The following is a 21,674-nucleotide window of genomic DNA, read 5'->3' as shown; positions in this document are numbered from 1 at the left end:
ACTTCGCCCTTGAAAACTATTCATCACGATAAAAGAGGCGAAGTCCAACGTGGCTCAATTCGTTTATACCATGCATCGTGTCGGCAAAGTGGTTCCGCCGAAACGTCATATTCTGAAAAATATTTCGCTGAGCTTCTTCCCTGGCGCAAAAATCGGTGTACTCGGCCTGAACGGTGCGGGTAAATCCACCCTGCTGCGCATCATGGCCGGTATTGATACCGACATCGAAGGCGAAGCCCGCCCGCAGCCAGGCATCAAAATCGGCTACCTGCCGCAGGAACCTCAGCTAAACCCAGAGCATACCGTTCGTGAATCCGTAGAAGAAGCGGTTGCGGAAGTGGTAAGCGCGCTGAAAGGTCTGGACGAGGTTTACGCGAAGTACGCTGAGCCGGATGCTGATTTCGACAAGCTCGCTGCACAGCAAGGTAAGTTCGAAGAGATTATCCAGGCGCACGACGGTCACAACCTGAACGTACAGCTGGAGCGCGCGGCCGATGCCCTGCGTCTGCCAGAGTGGGATGCAAAGATCGCAACCCTGTCCGGTGGTGAGCGCCGCCGCGTCGCGCTGTGCCGTCTGCTGCTGGAAAAACCAGACATGCTGCTGCTCGACGAACCGACTAACCACCTGGATGCTGAATCCGTAGCGTGGCTGGAACGCTTCCTGCACGACTTCGAAGGCACCGTTGTGGCGATTACCCACGACCGTTACTTCCTCGATAACGTTGCTGGCTGGATCCTTGAACTTGACCGCGGTGAAGGTATTCCGTGGGAAGGTAACTACTCCTCCTGGCTTGAGCAGAAAGATCAGCGTCTGGCGCAGGAAGCCTCTCAGGAAGCGGCTCGCCGTAAATCCATTGAGAAAGAACTGGAGTGGGTTCGTCAGGGTGCGAAAGGCCGCCAGTCCAAAGGTAAGGCGCGTCTGGCTCGCTTTGAAGAGCTTAACAACACCGAATACCAGAAACGTAACGAAACCAACGAACTGTTTATTCCACCTGGAGCACGTCTGGGCGATAAAGTCGTTGAAGTCAGCAATCTGCGTAAGTCCTACGGCGATCGCGTCCTGATCGACGATCTCAGCTTCTCGGTTCCGAAGGGGGCGATCGTTGGGATCATCGGTGCGAACGGCGCGGGTAAATCTACCCTGTTCCGTATGATGTCCGGTCAGGAACAGCCTGACAGCGGTAGCATCACCCTGGGCGAGACCGTGAAGCTGGCTTCCGTTGACCAGTTCCGTGACAGCATGGATAACAGCAAAACCGTCTGGGAAGAAGTCTCCGGCGGGCTGGATATCATGAAGATCGGCAACACCGAAATGCCAAGCCGTGCCTACGTCGGCCGCTTTAACTTTAAAGGGGTTGATCAGGGTAAACGCGTTGGCGAACTGTCCGGCGGTGAGCGTGGTCGTCTGCATCTGGCGAAACTGCTGCAGGTGGGCGGTAACGTTCTGCTGCTCGATGAACCGACCAACGACCTGGATATCGAAACCCTGCGCGCGCTGGAAAACGCCCTGCTGGAGTTCCCGGGCTGCGCGATGGTTATCTCGCACGACCGTTGGTTCCTCGACCGTATCGCAACCCACATTCTGGACTACCAGGATGAAGGTAAAGTCGAGTTCTTCGAAGGTAACTTCACCGAATACGAAGAGTACAAGAAACGCACCCTCGGCGCCGATGCGCTGGAGCCGAAGCGCATCAAGTACAAGCGTATCGCTAAGTAAATAACACTTAATGCCGGATGGCGGCGTAACCGCCTTATCCGGCCTACGGGGTAGTGCAGAATCGTAGGCCGGATAAGCGCAGCGCCATCCGGCATGTTAGTTTTAGCCCTGCTCGCCCATCATCTCTTTCACCAGCTCCACGCAGCGCAGGAATCGTCCGTCATAATCGGGCTCTTCAACGTGCGCAAAACTAATGTTGTTCTCCTGGAGCATCTCCACCAGCAGCGTCTGAAACTCTTTGCGATCGACAGAACTTCCGAGACTGCGTAGTCCATCCGCCACCCACGGGGTGTTGTTTTCCAGAAGGATAACCAGATCGAAGCGATATTCATCGATAAGCGCCTGCACAAACGGGTGCTCACGGCCCTCGTACTTTTTACAAAACGCCTGAGTGGTAACGAAATCGGTATCGATAAACGCAACTTTGTTGGCGTACTTCACCGCAAAATCAATGTACTGCGCCTGGCCGAGGGCGATTTTGTCGTAATCAGAATACTGCAGCGCCATTTCATCCCCGCCGAGATGCGAAAAGACGTAGTCACGGCCATATTCCCAGGCACTGGTGGTGTTGAAGATATTGGCAAGCTTGTTCACCAGCGTTGATTTACCGCTCGACTCGCCGCCCAGCACGGCAACAGTTCTCACGAAAAACGGTTTCACCTCGGTTGGGATATACTCCCAGAAACGGAACGGATTCTCACGGATCTGCCCGCCGCTGATGCTCATAAAGGTGCGCTTCGGATCGATGAGTACCGTTTCAATCCCCAGATGCTCGAGATATTGCGGTGCGTCGGCCTCTTCAGAGGTGTAGATCCAGTTTGGCTCGATCCCTTTCTCCTCCAGAAACGCTTTGGTGCCGCGACTCCAGACATCCCAGCCGTGAGGATAAGGCTCCATTCCCTCTTCATTGAAGGCATGAATGCGAATGTTCTTCTGGTATTTAAACGTCTGTAGCAGCCAGCGCAGGCGGTCTGACACGGTCGGCTGCTGCGACATGGCGCTCTCTTCAAACAGCGCCCGGTCGCGGGTTTCATCATAACCCATGATGATGTGCAGCTCGTCCACCTGGCTACAGGCGCGCTGGATCAGGTAGATATGCCCGGTGTGCAGCGGATAAAACTTGCCGAACACCACGCCAACGTTCTTCTGCTGACGGGGAAACTCGAGTCCGAGGAAGCGATGCAACGCCTCCAGCTTCTGCGCGCTGGGGCTTTTGATTTTGGCATTCAGCAGCTGGCTCAGATAGCCTTTCGTCATCCCGCTGGCGTCAGCCACCTGCTGCAAAGTGCAGCCTTTCTGACGAATCGCGGTTTTCAGATAATCAAATGATGACATAGCGCTTAGTGCCTCCTGCAAAATCGAATACGTAATTATAAGTCGTCAAAGACACTTAGCGCATCCGTCAGTTTCTTCACCGGAAACACCTGCATGCCTTCCGGGACTTTTTTCGGTACGTTTGCTGCGGGAACAATCGCCCGGCGGAAACCATGTTTCGCCGCCTCAGAGATACGCTCCTGACCGCTGGGCACCGGGCGGATCTCCCCTGCCAGCCCCACTTCGCCAAAGACCACCAGATCCTGCGGCAGCGGGCGGTCACGCAGGCTCGAAACCATCGCCAGCAGCAGCGCCAGGTCAGCGCTGGTTTCTGTCACCTTCACCCCACCGACCACGTTGACGAACACGTCCTGATCCGCCATCTGCAACCCGCCGTGGCGGTGCAACACGGCAAGCAGGATGGCCAGTCGGTTTTGCTCAAGCCCCACCGCGACGCGGCGAGGATTTGCCATCATTGATTGGTCGACCAGCGCCTGAATCTCTACCAGCAGCGGTCGCGTACCTTCCCAGACCACCATCACTGAGCTACCGGAGGTGACCTCATCGCCGCGGCTAAGGAAAATCGCCGACGGGTTGCTGACTTCGCGCAGCCCCTGTTCCGTCATGGCAAATACGCCAAGTTCATTCACCGCTCCAAAACGGTTTTTATGGCTACGCAGCGTACGGAAGCGGGAATCGGCATCGCCATCGAGCAGCACCGAACAGTCGATACAGTGCTCAAGCACCTTCGGCCCCGCCAGAGAACCGTCTTTGGTTACGTGTCCCACCATCACGATGGCAACCCCACGGGTCTTCGCAAAGCGCGTCAGATAGGCCGCAGTTTCACGCACCTGGGCAACGCTGCCCGGTGAAGACTGAATATCCGCCATATGCATCACCTGGATGGAGTCGATAACCATCAGCTTAGGTTGCTCTTCTTCGGCAATCTGGCAGATTTGTTCGATGCTGGTTTCCGACAGCATATTAAGGTTTGCCGTCGGCAGCCCGAGGCGGTGCGCACGCATCGCAACCTGTTGCAGCGACTCTTCACCGGTGACGTACAGCGTTTTCATCTGCTCGGCCAGTCGGCACAGCGTCTGCAGAAGCAGTGTCGATTTCCCGGCTCCCGGGTTACCGCCGATAAGAATGGCGCTGCCGGGCACAACGCCGCCGCCCAGCACACGGTCGAACTCTTTAAACCCGGTGGAAAAACGCGGCAGATCTTCGAGGCTGATGTCAGAGAGCTTCTGCACTTTTGAGCCGCCTGCGTTCCCCGCATAGCCGCTCAGCCTTTCGTTGCGCGCCACCGTTGGCGATGCGGCAATGCGCATTTCGGTGATGGTGTTCCAGGCGTGACAGGCACTACACTGCCCCTGCCAGCGCGGATAATCCGCGCCGCATTCATTACATACAAAGGCGCGTTTAGGTGCTTTTGCCACATTAACCTCTTACTTTTGATTCATGCTGCCGCTCAGGATGCAGAACACCCCCATCAGGTCGGCATGACGGATTGTGACTTCAGTCTGTTCATTCACTTTGGGTTTGGCATGATAAGCGATGCCGAGACCGGCCACTTTGATCATCGGCAGGTCGTTAGCACCATCGCCAATCGCCACGGTTTGTGCGGCTGGAATTTCATACTTCTCCGCCAGACGCTTAAGGGTGTTAGCTTTGTATTGTGCATCGACGATATCGCCGATGACGTTCCCGGTCAGCTTGCCGTCGCGGATCTCAAGCTCGTTGGCCACCACCGTGGTCAGACGCAGCTTGTCGCGCAGATACTCAGCAAAGAAAGTAAAGCCACCGGAGGCAATTGCCACCTTCCAGCCCAGCGCGTCCAGCTTCAGCACCAGCTGCGTCAGCCCTGGCATCAGCGGTAGCTCATCGCGAACCTGACGCAAAATTCCCGCATCGGCCCCTTTCAGGGTTGCCACTCGGGAGCGCAGGCTGGCGGTGAAATCCAGTTCGCCGCGCATCGCGCGTTCGGTCACTTCAGCGACCATTTCACCCGTACCGGCGAGTTTGGCTATTTCATCAATACATTCGATCTGAATCGCTGTGGAGTCCATATCCATGACCAGCAGACCAGGGCTCTTGAGATGCGGAATTTTACCCAGCGGCGCAACGTCCATTCCGGCATCATGCGCCAGACGGGTTGCGCGCGGCGTCAGCGACCCCGCAAGGCGGATCACCTGATAATCCTCCACGCTCCAGGCGGCGACAATCACCAGCGCTGCGCCTAGCTCGCGCTGCCAGGCGGTCAGACGCGTTTTATCAAGGCCGCGGCCATACAGCAGCCACCCGCTACGGCCAGCGTGGTAATCCAGCGGCATCACTTCGTCACCGCTAAGTGAGAGCGGTAAGCCCGGCCACAAGGAAACATCTTCAGAGAGATCGCACCAGGTCAAACTGTTCGGCATCACAGCTCCACGTATCATCAAACAGGTAAGGAAAATAACGCACGAGGCTACCTTGTAACCAGCGCCTATGGCAACATTAAGCGATAAATTTTCAAAGGTGAAATATGGTTCGCGCAAAACTTAAGTTTCGATTACATCGCGCAGGGATAGTTTTGATCTGCCTCGCCCTTCTGGTGGCGCTGATGCAGGGTGCCTCCTGGTTCAGTCAGAATCACCAGCGGCAACGTAATCCGCAGCTTGAAGAGCTCGCGCGCACCCTCGCCCAGCAGGTCACGGTCAATCTCGTGCCGCTGATGCGCACCGAAACGCCGGATGAAAAACGCATTACCCAAATGCTCACCAGGCTGACTAAAGGCAGCCGGATCCTCGATGCCAGCGTTTACGATGAGCAGGGCTCCCTGATTGCCCGCGCCGGTGAGAGCGTGGCGGTGCGTGACCGGCTGGCGCTGGACGGTAAAAAAGCCGGTGGTTACTTCAACCAGCAGGTGGTTGAGCCCGTACAGGGCAAGAATGAACCGCTGGGTTATCTGCGCCTGACGCTCGATACCCATACGCTGGCAACCGAAGCCGGACAGGTGGATAACACCACCAATATTTTACGCCTGATGCTGCTTTTATCCCTCGCCATCGGGGTGGTTCTGACCCGCACCCTGCTGCAGGGCAAGCGTACGCGCTGGCAGCAGTCACCGTTCTTACTGACCGCAAACAAGTCAGTACCCGAAGAGGATGAGAACGACAAGAAGCAGGAGTGATAGACTAGCGGCATGTTGCAGAAAGGAAATCTATCATGTCGACACTTCGTTTGCTTATCTCCGATTCACACGATCCCTGGTTCAACCTGGCGGTGGAAGAGTGCATCTTCCGCCAGATGCCCGCCACGCAGCGCGTGCTGTTCCTTTGGCGTAACGCCGATACGGTCGTCATTGGCCGGGCGCAAAACCCGTGGAAAGAGTGCAATACCCGCCGTATGGAAGATGACAACGTACGCCTGGCGCGACGCAGCAGCGGCGGCGGCGCGGTGTTTCACGATTTGGGCAATACCTGCTTTACCTTCATGGCGGGCAAACCGGAGTATGACAAAACCATCTCCACCGCGATTGTACTGAATGCGCTGCAGGCGCTTGGCGTCACGGCAGAGGCCTCCGGGCGCAACGATCTGATTGTGAAAACCGCCGAGGGGGATCGTAAAGTTTCCGGTTCGGCCTATCGCGAAACCAAAGATCGCGGTTTTCATCACGGCACCTTATTGCTGAACGCCGATCTCAGCCGGCTGGCAAACTACCTCAATCCGGATAAGAAAAAGCTGCAGGCCAAAGGAATTACTTCGGTCCGTGGAAGGGTGGCGAACCTGACGGAGCTGCTGCCCGGCATCACGCATGAGCAAATTTGTGACGCCATTCGGGAGGCGTTCTTCACCCACTACGGCGAGCGCGTTGAAGCGGAAGTTATCTCACCGGATAAAGCTCCCGACTTACCGAATTTTGCCGAAACCTTTGCCCGCCAGAGCAGCTGGGAGTGGAACTTTGGCCAGGCCCCTGCCTTCTCACACCTGCTGGATGAACGCTTCACCTGGGGTGGCGTGGAGCTGCATTTTGACGTAGAGAAAGGCCACATCACCCGTATTCAGGTATTTACCGATAGTCTGAATCCGGCCCCGCTGGAAGCGCTGGCCGACCGGTTGCAGGGCAGCCTGTATCGGGCCGATATGCTGCAGCAGGCGTGTGAAGCGCTGTTAGTGGATTTTCCGGACCAGGAGAACGAGCTGCGGGAAGTTTCAGCGTGGATGGCGAGCGCGGTGCGGTAAGTGCGGTCTGATGCCCTTACCCCAACCCTCTCCCGCAGGGAGAGGGTTGGAAAACATATTACTCTTTATCGCCCAGCAGAACGGATTCCAGCGCGATTTTGATCATGTCATTGAAGGTGGTCTGACGCTCAGCGGCAGAAGTCTGCTCGTGAGTACGGATGTGGTCAGACACGGTGCAGATGGTCAGCGCTTTCGCACCGAACTCAGCCGCAACACCGTAGATACCGGCCGCTTCCATTTCCACGCCCAGGATGCCGTATTTTTCCATCACGTCAAACATCTCACCGCCGTCCGGTGCATAGAACAGATCGGCAGAGAAGAGGTTACCGACGCGAGCGTCAACGCCCAGCGCTTTGGCCGCGTCAACCGCATTACGCACCATATCGAAGTCAGCAATCGCTGCGAAATCGTGGTCTTTGAAACGCAGACGGTTTACTTTGGAATCGGTGCAGGCGCCCATGCCGATCACGACGTCACGCAGTTTAACGTCCATGCGAACCGCGCCGCAGGAACCCACGCGAATGATTTTCTTCACGCCGAAATCGGTGATCAGCTCTTTAGTGTAGATGGAGCAGGACGGGATACCCATGCCGTGGCCCATCACGGAAATCTTGCGGCCTTTATAGGTACCGGTGAAGCCCAGCATGCCGCGAACGTTGTTCACTTCACGCACGTCTTCGAGGAAAGTTTCTGCAATGTGCTTCGCACGCAGCGGGTCGCCCGGCATCAAAACAACGTCAGCGAAATCGCCCATTTCAGCATTAATGTGTGGGGTTGCCATCGTAATTTCCTTTATTTTTAATTAGATGAAGGGCGGGGTTCCTCCCGCCCAAATAATCACAGCATGTTTTTACCGTACGCCATTGGCGACGTACCGAAGTAAGTCGCCAGCGTCTGACCGATATCCGCGAAGGTTTCACGGTGGCCAAGCGAGCCCGCTTTCACTTTCGGACCGTACACCAGCACCGGAATGTGCTCACGAGTGTGGTCGGTACCGGTCCAGGTCGGGTCGCAGCCGTGGTCAGCGGTGAGGATCAGAATGTCATCTTCACCCACCAGCTTCATCAGCTCCGGCAGACGGCGGTCAAACAGCTCGAGACCGGCAGCATAGCCTGCAACGTCACGGCGATGGCCCCAGGAGGAGTCGAAGTCGACGAAGTTAGTGAAGACGATAGTCTTGTCACCGGCTTCTTTCATCTCTTTGATAGTGGCATCGAACAGCGCATCCAGACCGGTGGCTTTCACCTTTTTCGTGATACCGCAGTTCGCATAAATGTCAGCAATCTTACCGACCGAAACCACGTGACCGTCTTTTTCTTCAACCAGCTTCTGCAGCACGGTTGGCGCTGGCGGTTCAACGGCCAGATCGTGACGGTTACCGGTACGCTGGAAGTTACCCGCTTTATCACCAATAAACGGACGCGCGATGACACGGCCAATGTTGTAGCCGCCTTCGGTCAGCTCTTCACGGGCGATTTCACACAGCTCGTAGAGTTTGTCGAGGCCAAAGGTCTCTTCGTGGCAGGCAATCTGGAACACGGAGTCAGCAGAGGTGTAGAAAATCGGCTTGCCGGTTTTCATATGCTCTTCGCCGAGCTCATCCAGAATCACCGTACCGGAAGAGTGGCAGTTACCGAGGTAACCCGGCAGGTTGGCGCGTTTAACCAACTTGTCGAGCAGCTCCTGCGGGAAGCTGTTGTCATGATCGGAAAAATAGCCCCAGTCGAACAGAACCGGAACACCCGCGATTTCCCAGTGACCTGACGGGGTATCTTTACCGGAAGAGAGTTCATGCGCCCAGGCGTAAGCCCCGACCACTTCAGCGTTACCGTCCATACCGGCGGCAATTTTACCGGTAGACCCTTCGTGTGCCTTCACCAGGCCCAGACGGGTTAAATTTGGCAGGTTCAGCGGGCCTTTGCGACCGTGGTCAGCCTCACCTTTTGCACAAGCTTCTGCAATGTGGCCCATGGTATCGGAACCCACGTCACCAAAGCGATCCGCATCTTCTGTTGCACCGATGCCGAAGGAGTCCAGCACCATTATAAATGCACGTTTCATATGTTCTCCGTACCTTGTGCTTTTGTAAAAAAGCGATCAGATCAGTATACCGCTATTCGGTGATGCGACGATAGACCGTTGGTGTTTCTTTCGGTGCTTTTTCGTCAATGCTTACCGCCGCTTTCACCGCTTTCGCGGCTTCCTGCCAGCTGGTTTCATCTTTAGCATGAATGACCGCGAGTGGTCGTTGTCCATCTACGTGCTCGCCCAGGCGAGCCATTTCGGTAAAGCCAACGCTGTAGTCGATGGTGTCAGAAGCCTGACGACGACCGCCACCCATCGACACTACCGCCATGCCCAGCGCACGCGTATCCATCGTGGAAACGAAGCCTTCAGTATCAGCGTAGACGGCTTTGCTGAGCGTCGCCGTCGGCAGATAAAGGTCGTAGTTCTCAATGAAATCGGTCGGGCCTTTTTGCGCGGCTACCATACGGCCAAAGACCTCAGCGGCTTTGCCGTTGTCGAGTACCGCCTGCAGTTTCGCACGGGCTTCAGCATCGTCTTTAGCAAGCTTGCCTGAAATCAGCATCTCCACGCACAGCGCCATGGTCACGTCGAACAGACGTGGGTTGCGATAGTCGCCGGTGAGGAACTGCACCGCTTCACGGACTTCCACCGCGTTACCGGCGCTGGAAGCCAGCACCTGATTCATATCAGTCAGGAGCGCGGTAGTCCGCACGCCGGCGCCGTTGGCCACGCCAACGATAGCTTCGGCCAATGCTTCAGAGAGTTCATAGGTCGGCATAAACGCGCCGCTGCCCACTTTGACATCCATCACCAGCGCATCCAACCCTTCCGCCAGCTTTTTGGCGAGGATAGATGCGGTAATCAGCGGGATGGAATCGACCGTCGCGGTAATATCACGGGTGGCATAGAAACGCTTGTCTGCCGGAGCCAGAGAGCTGGTCTGGCCGATAATGGCCACACCAACATCTTTAATAATTTCGCGGAAGCGCTGATCGTTCGGGAAGATATCAAATCCCGGAATCGCTTCCAGTTTATCGAGCGTACCGCCGGTATGACCCAGGCCACGCCCGGAGATCATCGGAATATAGCCGCCGCATGCCGCCACCATCGGGCCAAGCATCAGCGAGGTCACATCCCCTACGCCGCCGGTGGAGTGTTTATCCACAATCGGGCCGTTCAGATTCAAACTTTTCCAGTCAAGGACGGTTCCTGAATCTCGCATCGCCATGGTCAACGAAACACGCTCAGGCATCGACATATCGTGGAAGAAAATGGTCATCGCCAGGGCGGCAATCTGCCCTTCCGAAATGGTATTGTCGCGAATGCCGTTGATAAAGAAACGGATCTCTTCATCACTTAAGGCGTGACCATCACGTTTTTTACGAATAATTTCTTGTGCGAGAAACACGGTAACCCCCGAGGACACAGGTTAAATGCGGCGGATGAACCGCCGCAGGAAAAGAATTAGTAGCTGCTTGCGCTCTTACCGTCGCCGTGACCCAGCGCCTTCAGCAGGCTTGCCAGCAGGCTGGATGCACCAAAGCGGTAGTGGCGGGAATCGGCCCAGTCAGCGCCAAACAGTTCGTCGGCGATAGCGAGGAATTGCTGCGCGTCTTCTGCAGTACGCACGCCGCCAGCCGGTTTGAAGCCAACGGTTTTCTGCACGCCCATATCACGGATAACCTCCATCATGATGCGCGCGCTTTCCGGCGTGGCGTTAACCGGAACTTTACCGGTAGAGGTCTTGATGAAGTCTGCGCCCGCTTTGATGGAAATAGCGGAAGCCTGACGAATCAGCGCCTCTTCTTTCAGTTCGCCGGTTTCGATGATCACTTTAAGCAGCACGTTTGCCGCCGCGCAGGCTTCTTTGCAGGCTTTCACCAGGTCATAACCCACCTGCTCATTGCCGGCGATCAGTGCGCGGTATGGGAATACCACGTCGACTTCGTCAGCGCCATAGGCGATGGCCGCGCGGGTTTCGGCCAGTGCGATGTCGATGTCGTCGTTACCGTGCGGGAAGTTGGTGACGGTCGCGATGCGGATGTCCGGAGTGCCCTGCTCGTTCAGAGTCTTACGTGCAATCGGAATAAAGCGCGGATAGATACAGACCGCTGCAGTGTTACCCACCGGCGTTTTTGCCTGATGGCACAGGGCGATAACTTTCGCGTCAGTGTCATCTTCATTCAGGGTAGTCAGGTCCATCAGTTTCAACGCACGCAGGCTGCTTGCAGTTAAATCAGTCATAACATTCTCCGACGGCATAATGCCGGTTTAAATTTCACCATGCGAGTCTGTGACTATTGTAACACTGACCCGCCTTCACACTTCGACACCCATCACAGTTAATGAAAACTGCATGCAATTTTGCATAACCATAATGAGACATTAATCAAATTTTCACGCTATATCGGGACAAAAACCGGCCACTCCGCGGGTCAGGATCAACATCGCGCCGTGCGACGTTTCTTACACTGCCCTCATCGCTTAGCGCCTGAGGAAAGAAAGAATGTCCACTACCGTTGATCCTTCGTTCTCACAACGTTGCCAGCAGATTGTGACCAGCGCACGTCTGTCGCCTGAACAAAAGCGTCACTTTCTGGCGCTGGAGGCTGAAAACGCACTGCCTTACCCGATGCTGCCAGCAGAGGCCCGCGCCGCGCTGGACGAGGGGATTATCTGCGATATGTTTGAAGGCCATGCGCCGTTCAAACCCCGCTACGTCCTGCCTGATTACGCGCGTTTTTTGGCTCAGGGTTCACAATGGCTGGAGCTTGCCGGGGCGGAGGATCTCGACGATGCACTATCGCTGCTGACTATCCTTTATCACCACGTACCGTCCGTAACCTCGTTACCCGTGTATCTGGGACATCTCGATAAGCTGTTGCAACCATATGTTAGAATTCTAACACAAGAAGAGATCGATATTCGAATAAAACGTTTCTGGCGCTACCTCGACAGAACCCTGCCAGATGCCTTTACGCACGTGAATATCGGGCCGGAGGATACCCCGGTCACCCGCGCCATCCTGCGGGCTGATGCAGAGCTAAAGCAGACGGCGCCGAACCTGACCTTTATCTACGACCCTGAAATCACACCGCACGATTTGCTCCTTCAGGTGGCTAAGAACATCTGTGAGTGTAGCAAACCGCACATTGCTAACGGCCCGGTAAATGATAAAATTTTCACAAAAAATCACTATGGTGTGGTGAGTTGTTACAACTCGCTGCCGCTGGCGGGCGGTGGTAGTACCCTGGTTCGTCTGAATCTGCAGCAGATTGCAGAGCGCAGTGAATCAATTGACGACTTCTTTACCCGGACGCTTCCGTACTACTGCCAGCAACAAATCGCAATTATTGATGCCCGCTGTGAATTCCTCTATCAGCAATCCAGGTTCTTTGAAAACAGCTTCCTCGTCAGCGAAGGGCTCATCGATCCGCAGCGCTTTGTGCCAATGTTTGGCATGTACGCGCTGGCTGAGGCCGTTAACCTGCTGTGCGAAAAAGCCGGTAACCATGCCCGCTATGGCAAGGATGAAGAGGCCAACGCGCTGGGTTACCGCATCAGCGAACAGCTGGCACGTTTTGTTGAATCCACTCCGGTGAAATACGGCTGGCAGCATCGCGCGCTGCTGCATGCGCAGTCAGGCATCAGTTCTGACGTGGGCACCACCCCGGGCGCACGTCTTCCTTACGGTGATGAACCCGATCCTATTACCCATCTGCGCACCGTCGCCCCACACCACGCGTTCTATCCGGCCGGGATCAGCGATATTCTGACCCTCGACGAAACGGTGAAACGCAACCCGCAGGCGGTGATGCAGCTCTGCCTGGGCGCTTTCGCCAGCGGCATGCGCGAGTTCAGCGCTAACGTCAGTGGCAACGATCTGGTGCGTGTGACCGGGTATATGGTGCGACTGTCGGATCTGGAGAAATACCGTGAAGAAGGATCGCGCAGCAACACCACCTGGCTTGGAGAAGAAGCCGCACGCAATACGCGGATCCTCGAGCGCCAACCACGAGTAATAAGCCATGAGCAGCAGATGCGCTTTAGTCAGTAAGGTTATCCCGTTCTCCTGTGTGGACGGGCCGGGCAGCCGCCTGGCGCTGTTCCTGCAGGGATGTAACCTGCGCTGTAAAAATTGCCACAACCCGTGGACGATGGGCCGCTGCAACGACTGCGGGGAGTGCGCCGTGCACTGCCCGCATGAAGCGCTGAGCTACCAGGCTGGCCGCGTTTACTGGCACGAAGGGGAGTGCCAGCAGTGTGATACCTGCCTGCACCTCTGCCCGCAGCAGGCGACACCGATGGCAAAAACGATGAGCGTGGAAGAGGTCATCAGCCAGATTGCCGCCGCCGCGCCCTTTATTGAAGGGGTAACCGTCAGCGGCGGTGAAGCAACAACCCAGCTGCCGTTCATCGAGGCGCTGTTTCGTCAACTGAAGCAGACGCCAGCCCTGCAGCACCTGACCTGCCTGATTGACAGCAACGGCGAACTGAACATCAGCGGCTGGGAGAGAGTCCGCCCGGTATGCGATGGGGTAATGGTTGATCTTAAAGCATGGGGAGGAGAGTTGCATCGCGAGCTGACCGGACGCGACAACGGCCGGATAAAAGAGAGCATCCGCTGGCTGGCCGAACACCGGATGCTGAGCGAGCTACGGCTGCTGCTGATCCCGCAGCACAGCGACTACCTTTCTGCCATCGAGCCGCTGAGCGCCTTTATTGCTGGCCTGGGCGACATACCGGTTCGCCTTAACGCCTTCCACGCCCACGGTGTCTACGGGGAGGCCGCACAGTGGCGCAGCGCCGGCCCTGACGATATCAACGCGCTTGCCGGGGCCCTTGAAGCCAGAGGCATTACTCGTCTCATCCACCCGGCGCTGTATCTGTAACGCGTTTAACGAAAGAAAAGTTGCTGCGTATTAACGAACAGGGCGTTGGCGATAACCTCTGGTGGCTCCGGGCGAAGCTCACAAAGCACCGTAAAGACATCGGCCACACGTTCAGGACGGTTGGGCTGCCCCTGATAGCCATTGAGCGGCATGTCCGGCGCATCGGTTTCCAGCAACAGACTGTCGAGCGGGAGCACGGCCATCACTTCACGCGTTTTACTTGCCCGCGGATAGGTTATGGTGCCCCCGATGCCAATCATATAACCCAACTGAATGAATCGCTCCGCCTGTTGCAGACTGCCGGCGAAACCGTGCACCACACCGGTACGCGGTAAATTATGCTTTTTCAGCTGCATCGCGAGCTTATCGTGGGTTCGTCTTGAATGCAGGATCACCGGCAAATCAAACTGTTTTGCCAGTCTGAGCTGGGCATCCAGCACCTGCTGCTGGCGGGAAAACTGTGGATCTTCCCGGTATAGATCGAGACCAATCTCGCCAACCGCCACCAGCTTCTCTGGCCGCGAAGCCAGCTGCGTTGCCAGCGCCTCAAGACAGGCTTCACTATGCTCTTCGATAAACATTGGGTGCAGGCCCAGCGCCGCATAGAGCGGAGGGAAATCAGCGGCGAGCCGCAGCACCCGGGAAAAGCGCGAGGAGCCGGTCGCCGGGACGATAATTTTCTCCACTCCGGCTGCTGCTGCCAACTGCAGACTCTGCACTTCTTTACCCGTAAAAGGGGGGAAATCAAAGTGGCAATGGGTATCAATAAAACGAAAACTCACGCCAGATCCTCTTTATCGAAACTGGCATCGTTCGCCTGTGGTGCATCCACCAGCGGAATATCGTGCACATCATTGGCTACCGGAGCGGGAGGGACGACGGGCACGACAACCCGCGAACGGTGTCGGCGCAGCGGCGGCCTGTCGGTGAGCAGTTTGCCCACCGTGGCAAGGAAGTAACGTCCGCACAGGCGTCCCGTTTTATAGTCAGCCAGTAACGCGGGCTGACGACTGCCCAGCGCCATACTCAGCAGCGGTTTTGGCGGGTAAATTTCGATAATACGCAGCTTGCCGGGCGGCTTTTCAATAAATTTCTGGATAGCGTGATAGGACGTCTCATGCTGATGCACCAGGTTCACCAACGGCTTCAGACTGCCCTCCCCAAGCCAGCGCTCCATACGCTTAAACCACTGCGGCGTATAGAAGGTCTGCGACGGTACGGTGCGGATAACCACAATCGTCTGCGCCCCATGTCGCGCGGCTTCCTGCACCGGAATGGCATCACTAACGCCGCCATCCAGATAGCTTACGCCGTCCAGCGTCGCCCCCGTTCGATAGAACCCAGGGATTGCACTGGAGGCCCGAATGACATCCAGCCAGTTATCATTGGTGGGAGAAAAATAGTTGGGCGAGTAGTCATCGCCACGGCAGGCACACATATAGAACGCCTTACCCAATGCGAACTGATCGAAGGCGTAGTCCATCGCCAGCGGCATTTTCTGCGAGGTTTCCTCAAGCAGCCAGTCAAGATCGATAAGGTTTCCTCCCCGCACGAAACGCATGGGGTCGAAAAACTGCCGCGAGGTGGTGTAGCGCGAAATCACTTTGCGGGCGTAGCCCTGCTGATTACACAGATAAGCGGAGAGGTTCTGCGCACCGGCAGAAGTACCGTAATAGAGGCTAAAGGGGTTGAACTGTGCACGCATAAATTCGTCCAGTACGCCCGCGGTGAAAATCCCACGTTGACCGCCGCCCTCACACACCAGCGCCATCGGCCCGGGCTGAAAAGGTTGAACGGTTAAAGGCGCAATGGTGCCAAGTGTCACAGGAATTCGCTGCCCCACTCTCTTATCCTTATTTTATCAGTGCTCAATTCACCATAACGCAGATTACACATTCATCAAACTAATAAAGCCAGTCACAAGGACTGGCTTTATGTTACAGCAAATGACGGTCGCTACGGACGCCGACGACCCATAAACAGACTGATCAGGAACAGGATGATACCAACGATAAAGACGATTTTCGCCGCGCCTGCGGCGGTACCGGCCAGACCACCAAAGCCCAATGCGGCGGCAATCAACGCAATAACCAGAAATATTATGCCCCAACGAAACATACGATTCTCCTTTACCATAGTTAATATCGACAGCAGTGATAATTGCTCAGGCTAGTCACCCACTATCGTCTTCTTGTGGTACATGCGCCCCAGGCGTAATGCCCGGGGAGCGCATTCTGAGAACAACGTTATTTAACCTTGAGCTCATTATTGACGCTTTTCACACCCTCAACCTTTTTGGTGAGTGCGACAGCGCTGTCAATCTGCGCCTGACTATCCACCATTCCGCTCAGCGTCACGACCTTGTCGTCCGTTTTCACGGAAATATCATTACTTTTAATGGTGTCGCTATCGACCAGCGCCGCTTTCACTTTGGCAGTGATGGAACTGTCATCCATGAAATTACCGACCTTGTTCATCGAGCTATCGATTTTGTTTCCGGTGCTATCGGCTGTGGTTTCCACTTTATCCGTCATCGATTCTGCCATGGCCGAACCGCTGACCATCACGGCACCAAACATAACGGTAAGCAGGGTTTTCGATATCGTCTGTTTTTTCATTTTCATCACTCCATTCCTGGGCTCGCCGCACGCAGAAAATACGTGGCAGAGCAAAGCGTTAACGTCTCCGTTCAGTTTCAGCGGGCGATGAAAAAATTTGATGGTTTAAGACGCTACTAAAGGCCTATTACCCAGGGGATTAAACCAACAAATCTGTCATCACCATGTTAAATATAGACAACAATGATGTAACGCGTGTGGGTTTAAGAACAATCTGCACGAGGTGGGGTGGAGAGCAAAAAGACAGAGCACGGCAGTTGCCGTGCTCTGGTAGAGGATTAGTGTTCGCGAGTCTTACGGAATTTCACTTCCGGATAGCGTTCCTGCGTCAGGTTGAGGTTCACCATCGTCGGGGCGATATACGTCAGGTTGTCACCGCCATCGAGCGCCAGCTGGATCTCGTTCTTACGCTTGAACTCTTCAAATTTCTTAACGTCATTCGACTCAACCCAGCGCGCGGTTGCTACGTTCACCGATTCGTAAATCGCCTCTACGTTATATTCGCTCTTGAGTCGTGCCACGACTACGTCAAACTGCAGGACCCCAACCGCACCCACGATAAGATCGTTGTTGGCAATCGGACGGAACACCTGCACCGCGCCCTCTTCTGAGAGCTGCACCAGTCCTTTCAGCAGCTGTTTTTGCTTCAACGGATCTTTCAGGCGAATACGGCGGAACAGTTCCGGGGCAAAGTTCGGAATACCGGTGAACTTCATCATCTCGCCCTGGGTGAAGGTATCCCCAATCTGGATGGTGCCGTGGTTGTGCAGACCGATGATATCGCCCGGGTAGGCTTCTTCCACATGGGAACGGTCGCCCGCCATAAAGGTCAGCGCGTCAGAAATGACCACGTCTTTACCAATACGCACCTGACGCAGCTTCATGCCCTTTTCATATTTCCCGGACACTACGCGCATGAACGCCACGCGGTCGCGGTGTTTCGGGTCCATATTGGCCTGAATTTTAAACACGAAACCGGTGAATTTCTCATCCTGCGCTTCTACCAGACGAGTATCGGTTTGACGCGGCATTGGCGCCGGCGCCCATTCAACGAGACCGTCCAGCATATGGTCAACACCGAAGTTGCCCAATGCAGTACCGAAGAAGACCGGCGTGATTTCGCCCGCCAGGAATAGCTCTTTATCGAATTCGTTAGAAGCACCCTGCACCAGCTCAAGCTCGTCACGCAGCTGCTGAGCCAGGTCTTCACCCACCGCCGCATCCAGATCCGGGTTGTTCAGACCTTTAACGATGCGCACTTCCTGAATGGTGTGGCCTTTACCGGTCTGATACAGATAGGTTTCATCTTTGTAGAGATGATAAACGCCCTTGAACAGCTTGCCGCAGCCAATTGGCCAGGTGATCGGCGCACAGCCAATCTTCAGCTCGCGTTCAACCTCATCCAGCACTTCCATCGGATCGCGGATGTCACGGTCAAGTTTGTTCATGAAAGTCAGGATCGGCGTATCACGTAGACGGGTTACTTCCATCAGCTTACGGGTTCGATCCTCAACGCCTTTCGCGGCGTCGATAACCATCAGACAGCAGTCAACCGCCGTCAGAGTACGGTAGGTATCTTCGGAGAAGTCTTCGTGCCCCGGGGTATCCAGCAGGTTAACCAGGCAATCGTGATACGGGAACTGCATCACGGAAGTGGTAATGGAGATACCACGCTGCTTTTCCATCTCCATCCAGTCTGATTTGGCATGCTGGCTGGAGCCACGGCCTTTTACCGTACCGGCAGTCTGAATCGCCTGTCCGAACAGCAGTACCTTTTCGGTAATCGTCGTTTTACCGGCATCCGGGTGCGAAATAATGGCAAAAGTGCGGCGTTTGGCCACCTCTTGCAGATAAGGAGACAACGTCATAATTAAAATCTTCTGTGTAAGCGCACGGCCACGGGCCGTGCACGAGAATCGAAAATGCGGCTATTTTACTCAAGTGCGGAAGACAGACAATCAATGTTTACACAGGAGCTGCTCCAGTTCATTTAATGAGTTGACGGTCCACGTCGGCTTAATATGTTCCGGCAGCACGCGTTGATGCATGTTCAGCCAGCAGGTCGCGAGCCCGGCGTTGATACCACCAAGAATATCAGACTCGGCGGTATCGCCAACCATCAGTACGCGCGAACGATCCGGGTTCCCGGCTTTCTCCAGCGCATAGTCAAAAATGCGGGAGTCCGGTTTTGCCACGCCCACCTCTTCTGAAATGATGAGCTGGTCAAAATGATCGCGAAGCCCGGTACGCTCCAGACGAATTTGCTGCAGCGAAGTAAACCCGTTGGTAATGATGCCCATTTTAACCTGGCCCTGCAGCGCATCGAGCAGCGAAACCGCCCCCGGCAGCGGCGCACAGATTTCCGCCATGGCATTCATAAAGGCGTCGTTCAGCTCGCCCGGCGGCACGCTAAGGCGCTCGGCCCAGCTGTCAAAACGGCGATGCTGTAATTGCAGCGAGGTGATGGCACCGTTCTGGTAATCGACCCACAACGGTTTATTAACAGCCTGATAGTCCTGAAAATCTTCGGCGGTAAACGTCACGCTATAGTCGAGAAACATCCGCTGCAGGCCGGTAAAAGAGTCAAACGTGAACAGCGTTTCATCGGCATCAAAGAAAATCCAGTCCCACTTCATTCGTATCACCTTCTCTGTCTTACATACTGATTGGCAGCGCCATAATAATGGCGTCTTCGCGTCCCTCTGCGCTGGGATAGTAGTTCTTGCGGATTGTCGCTTCGTTAAAACCTAAGCTTTCATACAGTGCAATGGCAGGCGCATTAGAGGCACGAACCTCCAGCCAAAGCGTCACGACGCCGCGTTTTTCCAGCTCATCAATGAGGTACTCAAGCAACGCACGTCCGAAACCGCGTCGCTGATAATCCGGGTCGACCGCAATGTTAAACAGGGTCGCTTCGTCCAGCACAATCTGGGTGATGGCAAACGCCGCCATCTCACCCTCTGCTTCAAGTTTGCAGTTGAAGTAACGCTCACCCTGATTGCTGGCAAAGGTCTTTTCACTCCACGGAAAAGCATGGGCCCGCTTCTCAATATGCCAGGCGCGGGGGAGATCAGTCGGGCTGAGGGAAGAAATCATGTTCATGTGCGCAAATTTGTTGCCATAACGCCACGCGCGCGGCGGCGCTGGCTTGTAATTCATCGTATGCAGGTGTGGTGACCTGCGCGCCCTCAAGCGGGACAGACGTCGGAGTGCCAAGCTGCCAGCTGTTCGCTTTACTGCCAGCCGGCAGCATCGCGGCTCGGTCCGGCGTCAGCTGTAGTACTTCGTCAGGTCGGAGCATTAACGCTCGCAGGATATCGCCTACCAGCGGGGCATCCAGCGCAGGCAGCGTCTCGGCAACCATGACCAGGCGCACATGCGGCGGAACGGAAATGGCGACTTCCCCCTGCAGCGCTCCGGGGCGACGCAACGACCACTGGGTAATGCCCAGTTGCTGTAATTGCCAGTCTCGTCGGGATGTCATGACGCAATTCTCCTGTCTGTCAGGCGCGGAAATATAGCAAATTCGTCGAACTTGCGCCAACAAACCACTATAATCGCCGCCGTCATTTATAAAGGAGCCAACCATGTCCGCCTATTCTCCGGCAAGTGAAGTCTTGCTGCGTCACAGTGATGATTTCGAACAAAGCCGTATTCTGTTTGCCGGCGATATGCAGGACACACTCCCTGCGAGCTTTGAATCTGCCGCCAGCCGTGCACATACCCAGCAGTTCCACCACTGGCAGGATCTGAGTCGTCAGATGGGCGATAACGTTCGCTATAGCCTGGTCGCAGAAGCCGCAGACGTCGCCGACTGCGATACGTTCATCTATTACTGGCCGAAGAACAAGCCAGAAGCGCAGTTCCAGTTAATGAATATTCTGTCGCTGCTGCCCGTTGGCACCGATGTATTTGTGGTGGGTGAAAACCGCAGCGGCGTACGCAGCGCCGAACAGATGCTGGCAGAGTACTGCCCGCTGAACAAGATTGACAGTGCCCGTCGCTGCGGGCTGTATCATGGCCGCCTCGAAAAACAGCCGACCTTTGATGCGAACGCGTACTGGGGCGAGTACACCCACGACGCCCTGACCATCAAAACGCTGCCGGGCGTCTTCAGCCGCGACGGTCTGGACGTTGGCAGCCAGCTGCTGCTCTCCACCCTGACGCCGCACACCAAAGGCAAAGTACTGGACGTGGGCTGTGGCGCGGGCGTGTTGGCAGTATCCCTTGCCAGCCACTCGCCTAAAGTACGCCTGACGCTTTGCGATGTCGGTGCCGCAGCGGTGGAAGCCAGTAAAGCCACGCTTGCCGCCAACGGCATTGAAGGTGAAGTTCTCGCCAGCAATGTGTTCTCGGAAATCAACGGTCGTTTTGACATGATTATTTCCAACCCGCCGTTCCACGACGGTCTGCAAACCAGCCTGGATGCAGCGCAGACGCTGATCCGTGGCGCAGTGCGTCATCTCAACAGCGGCGGCGAACTGCGTATTGTGGCCAACGCCTTCCTGCCATACCCGAAAGTGCTCGACGAGACTTTTGGATTCCACGAAGTCATCGCCCAGACCGGACGCTTTAAGGTTTATCGCACGATCATGACGCGCCAGGCCAAGAAATAAGCCAGAAATAAAGCCGGTGCGGTTAAACGCATCGGCCCCCGCTTTTGCACGCCCATTTTTGCAGCGATCGATAACAACCTCAGCAATTAACTATTGACGCACAGCGTAAAACCACTAGAATGCGCCTCCGTGGTAACGATTCTTTCATAGAGTCGATGGTATGCGAAGGTGGCGGAATTGGTAGACGCGCTAGCTTCAGGTGTTAGTGTCCTTACGGACGTGGGGGTTCAAGTCCCCCCCCTCGCACCATAATCCACATAGATAT

Annotated in this window: 20 protein-coding genes, 1 tRNA gene and 1 pseudogene; 7 read left to right on the top strand and 15 right to left on the bottom strand. The window is 55.6% G+C overall.

Annotation, left to right across the window (positions count from 1 at the left end; genetic code table 11):
* Positions 1-49 precede the first annotated feature (49 nt).
* The gene (ettA, locus tag C7387_RS17100) at positions 50-1,717 is read left to right on the top strand and encodes an energy-dependent translational throttle protein EttA (protein WP_038252272.1); all 1,668 of its coding nucleotides are present in this window, start codon (positions 50-52) and stop codon (positions 1,715-1,717) included.
* Positions 1,718-1,819: 102 nt separating this feature from the next.
* Here ettA and nadR read toward each other — a convergent pair whose 3' ends face one another.
* From nadR to serB, 3 genes are read right to left on the bottom strand one after another with little or no spacing between them, the layout of a single operon-like run.
* Positions 1,820-3,052, bottom strand: coding sequence for a multifunctional transcriptional regulator/nicotinamide-nucleotide adenylyltransferase/ribosylnicotinamide kinase NadR (nadR, locus tag C7387_RS17095; protein ID WP_120817156.1), 1,233 nt, complete (start codon positions 3,050-3,052; stop codon positions 1,820-1,822).
* Between the two features lie 35 nt (positions 3,053-3,087).
* The gene (gene radA / locus C7387_RS17090; protein WP_038252276.1) at positions 3,088-4,470 is read right to left on the bottom strand and encodes a DNA repair protein RadA; all 1,383 of its coding nucleotides are present in this window, start codon (positions 4,468-4,470) and stop codon (positions 3,088-3,090) included.
* 9 nt (positions 4,471-4,479) lie between these two features.
* On the bottom strand, positions 4,480-5,451 hold the full coding sequence (gene serB / locus C7387_RS17085; RefSeq protein WP_038252284.1) for a phosphoserine phosphatase: 972 nt from the start codon (positions 5,449-5,451) through the stop codon (positions 4,480-4,482).
* 104 nt (positions 5,452-5,555) lie between these two features.
* Here serB and C7387_RS17080 point away from each other — a divergent pair, with 104 nt between their 5' ends.
* Together C7387_RS17080 and lplA are read left to right on the top strand one after the other, a co-directional pair.
* Positions 5,556-6,203 (top strand): YtjB family periplasmic protein, encoded by a 648-nt coding sequence (locus C7387_RS17080; RefSeq protein WP_006817043.1) that lies wholly within the window; start codon positions 5,556-5,558, stop codon positions 6,201-6,203.
* A 35-nt stretch (positions 6,204-6,238) separates the two neighbouring features.
* Positions 6,239-7,255: a lipoate--protein ligase gene (gene lplA, locus C7387_RS17075; RefSeq protein WP_006817042.1), complete on the top strand. Its 1,017-nt coding sequence runs from the start codon at positions 6,239-6,241 to the stop codon at positions 7,253-7,255.
* 58 nt (positions 7,256-7,313) lie between these two features.
* Here lplA and deoD read toward each other — a convergent pair whose 3' ends face one another.
* From deoD to deoC, 4 genes are read right to left on the bottom strand one after another with little or no spacing between them, the layout of a single operon-like run.
* Entirely contained in the window at positions 7,314-8,036 is a 723-nt protein-coding gene (deoD, locus tag C7387_RS17070) for a purine-nucleoside phosphorylase (protein WP_006817041.1), read from the bottom strand.
* A gap of 56 nt (positions 8,037-8,092) precedes the next feature.
* Complete coding sequence (gene deoB, locus C7387_RS17065; protein ID WP_120817155.1) at positions 8,093-9,316, bottom strand: phosphopentomutase; 1,224 nt, start codon at positions 9,314-9,316, stop codon at positions 8,093-8,095.
* A gap of 52 nt (positions 9,317-9,368) precedes the next feature.
* Positions 9,369-10,691 (bottom strand): thymidine phosphorylase, encoded by a 1,323-nt coding sequence (deoA, locus tag C7387_RS17060; protein ID WP_081874612.1) that lies wholly within the window; start codon positions 10,689-10,691, stop codon positions 9,369-9,371.
* A gap of 56 nt (positions 10,692-10,747) precedes the next feature.
* A complete protein-coding gene (gene deoC / locus C7387_RS17055) occupies positions 10,748-11,527 on the bottom strand; it encodes a deoxyribose-phosphate aldolase (protein ID WP_209319579.1) in 780 nt (259 codons plus the stop codon).
* A 262-nt stretch (positions 11,528-11,789) separates the two neighbouring features.
* Between deoC and C7387_RS17050 the strand changes: the two genes are divergently transcribed.
* Entirely contained in the window at positions 11,790-13,340 is a 1,551-nt protein-coding gene (locus tag C7387_RS17050) for a YjjI family glycine radical enzyme (RefSeq protein WP_120817154.1), read from the top strand.
* On the top strand, positions 13,312-14,175 hold the full coding sequence (locus tag C7387_RS17045) for a YjjW family glycine radical enzyme activase (RefSeq protein ID WP_120817153.1): 864 nt from the start codon (positions 13,312-13,314) through the stop codon (positions 14,173-14,175). The genes C7387_RS17050 and C7387_RS17045 overlap by 29 nt, the downstream gene beginning before the upstream one ends.
* A gap of 5 nt (positions 14,176-14,180) precedes the next feature.
* Here C7387_RS17045 and C7387_RS17040 read toward each other — a convergent pair whose 3' ends face one another.
* The 8 genes and pseudogenes from C7387_RS17040 to C7387_RS17005 form a co-directional block, all read right to left on the bottom strand.
* Entirely contained in the window at positions 14,181-14,957 is a 777-nt protein-coding gene (locus C7387_RS17040) for a TatD family hydrolase (protein ID WP_120817152.1), read from the bottom strand.
* Positions 14,954-16,018, bottom strand: coding sequence for a patatin-like phospholipase family protein (locus C7387_RS17035; protein WP_038252300.1), 1,065 nt, complete (start codon positions 16,016-16,018; stop codon positions 14,954-14,956). The genes C7387_RS17040 and C7387_RS17035 overlap by 4 nt, the downstream gene beginning before the upstream one ends.
* A gap of 113 nt (positions 16,019-16,131) precedes the next feature.
* Positions 16,132-16,293 carry a DUF1328 domain-containing protein gene (locus tag C7387_RS17030; RefSeq protein WP_071777480.1) on the bottom strand — a complete coding sequence of 54 codons (162 nt, stop codon included), beginning with the start codon at positions 16,291-16,293 and terminating at the stop codon, positions 16,132-16,134.
* Positions 16,294-16,424: 131 nt separating this feature from the next.
* Positions 16,425-16,799, bottom strand: a pseudogene (locus tag C7387_RS17025) (BON domain-containing protein); the annotation flags it as partial.
* A gap of 272 nt (positions 16,800-17,071) precedes the next feature.
* On the bottom strand, positions 17,072-18,661 hold the full coding sequence (gene prfC, locus C7387_RS17020; protein ID WP_120817151.1) for a peptide chain release factor 3: 1,590 nt from the start codon (positions 18,659-18,661) through the stop codon (positions 17,072-17,074).
* 90 nt (positions 18,662-18,751) lie between these two features.
* On the bottom strand, positions 18,752-19,429 hold the full coding sequence (yjjG, locus tag C7387_RS17015; RefSeq protein ID WP_120817150.1) for a pyrimidine 5'-nucleotidase: 678 nt from the start codon (positions 19,427-19,429) through the stop codon (positions 18,752-18,754).
* A gap of 19 nt (positions 19,430-19,448) precedes the next feature.
* The gene (gene rimI, locus C7387_RS17010) at positions 19,449-19,895 is read right to left on the bottom strand and encodes a ribosomal protein S18-alanine N-acetyltransferase (protein ID WP_038252307.1); all 447 of its coding nucleotides are present in this window, start codon (positions 19,893-19,895) and stop codon (positions 19,449-19,451) included.
* Positions 19,864-20,277, bottom strand: a complete 414-nt coding sequence (locus C7387_RS17005) for a DNA polymerase III subunit psi (protein WP_038252308.1) — start codon at positions 20,275-20,277, stop codon at positions 19,864-19,866. Before C7387_RS17005 ends, rimI begins: the two co-directional genes overlap by 32 nt.
* A 103-nt stretch (positions 20,278-20,380) precedes the next feature.
* Here C7387_RS17005 and rsmC point away from each other — a divergent pair, with 103 nt between their 5' ends.
* Positions 20,381-21,409 (top strand): 16S rRNA (guanine(1207)-N(2))-methyltransferase RsmC, encoded by a 1,029-nt coding sequence (gene rsmC, locus C7387_RS17000; RefSeq protein ID WP_120817149.1) that lies wholly within the window; start codon positions 20,381-20,383, stop codon positions 21,407-21,409.
* 162 nt (positions 21,410-21,571) lie between these two features.
* Positions 21,572-21,658, top strand: a tRNA-Leu gene (locus tag C7387_RS16995).
* Positions 21,659-21,674: the final 16 nt, after the last annotated feature.

The sequence above is a fragment of the Yokenella regensburgei genome (assembly GCF_003634235.1).
Lineage (GTDB): Bacteria > Pseudomonadota > Gammaproteobacteria > Enterobacterales > Enterobacteriaceae > Yokenella > Yokenella regensburgei.
The sequence above is the reverse complement of the archived record's forward strand: the minus strand, read 5'-3'. Positions and strand labels throughout refer to the sequence as shown.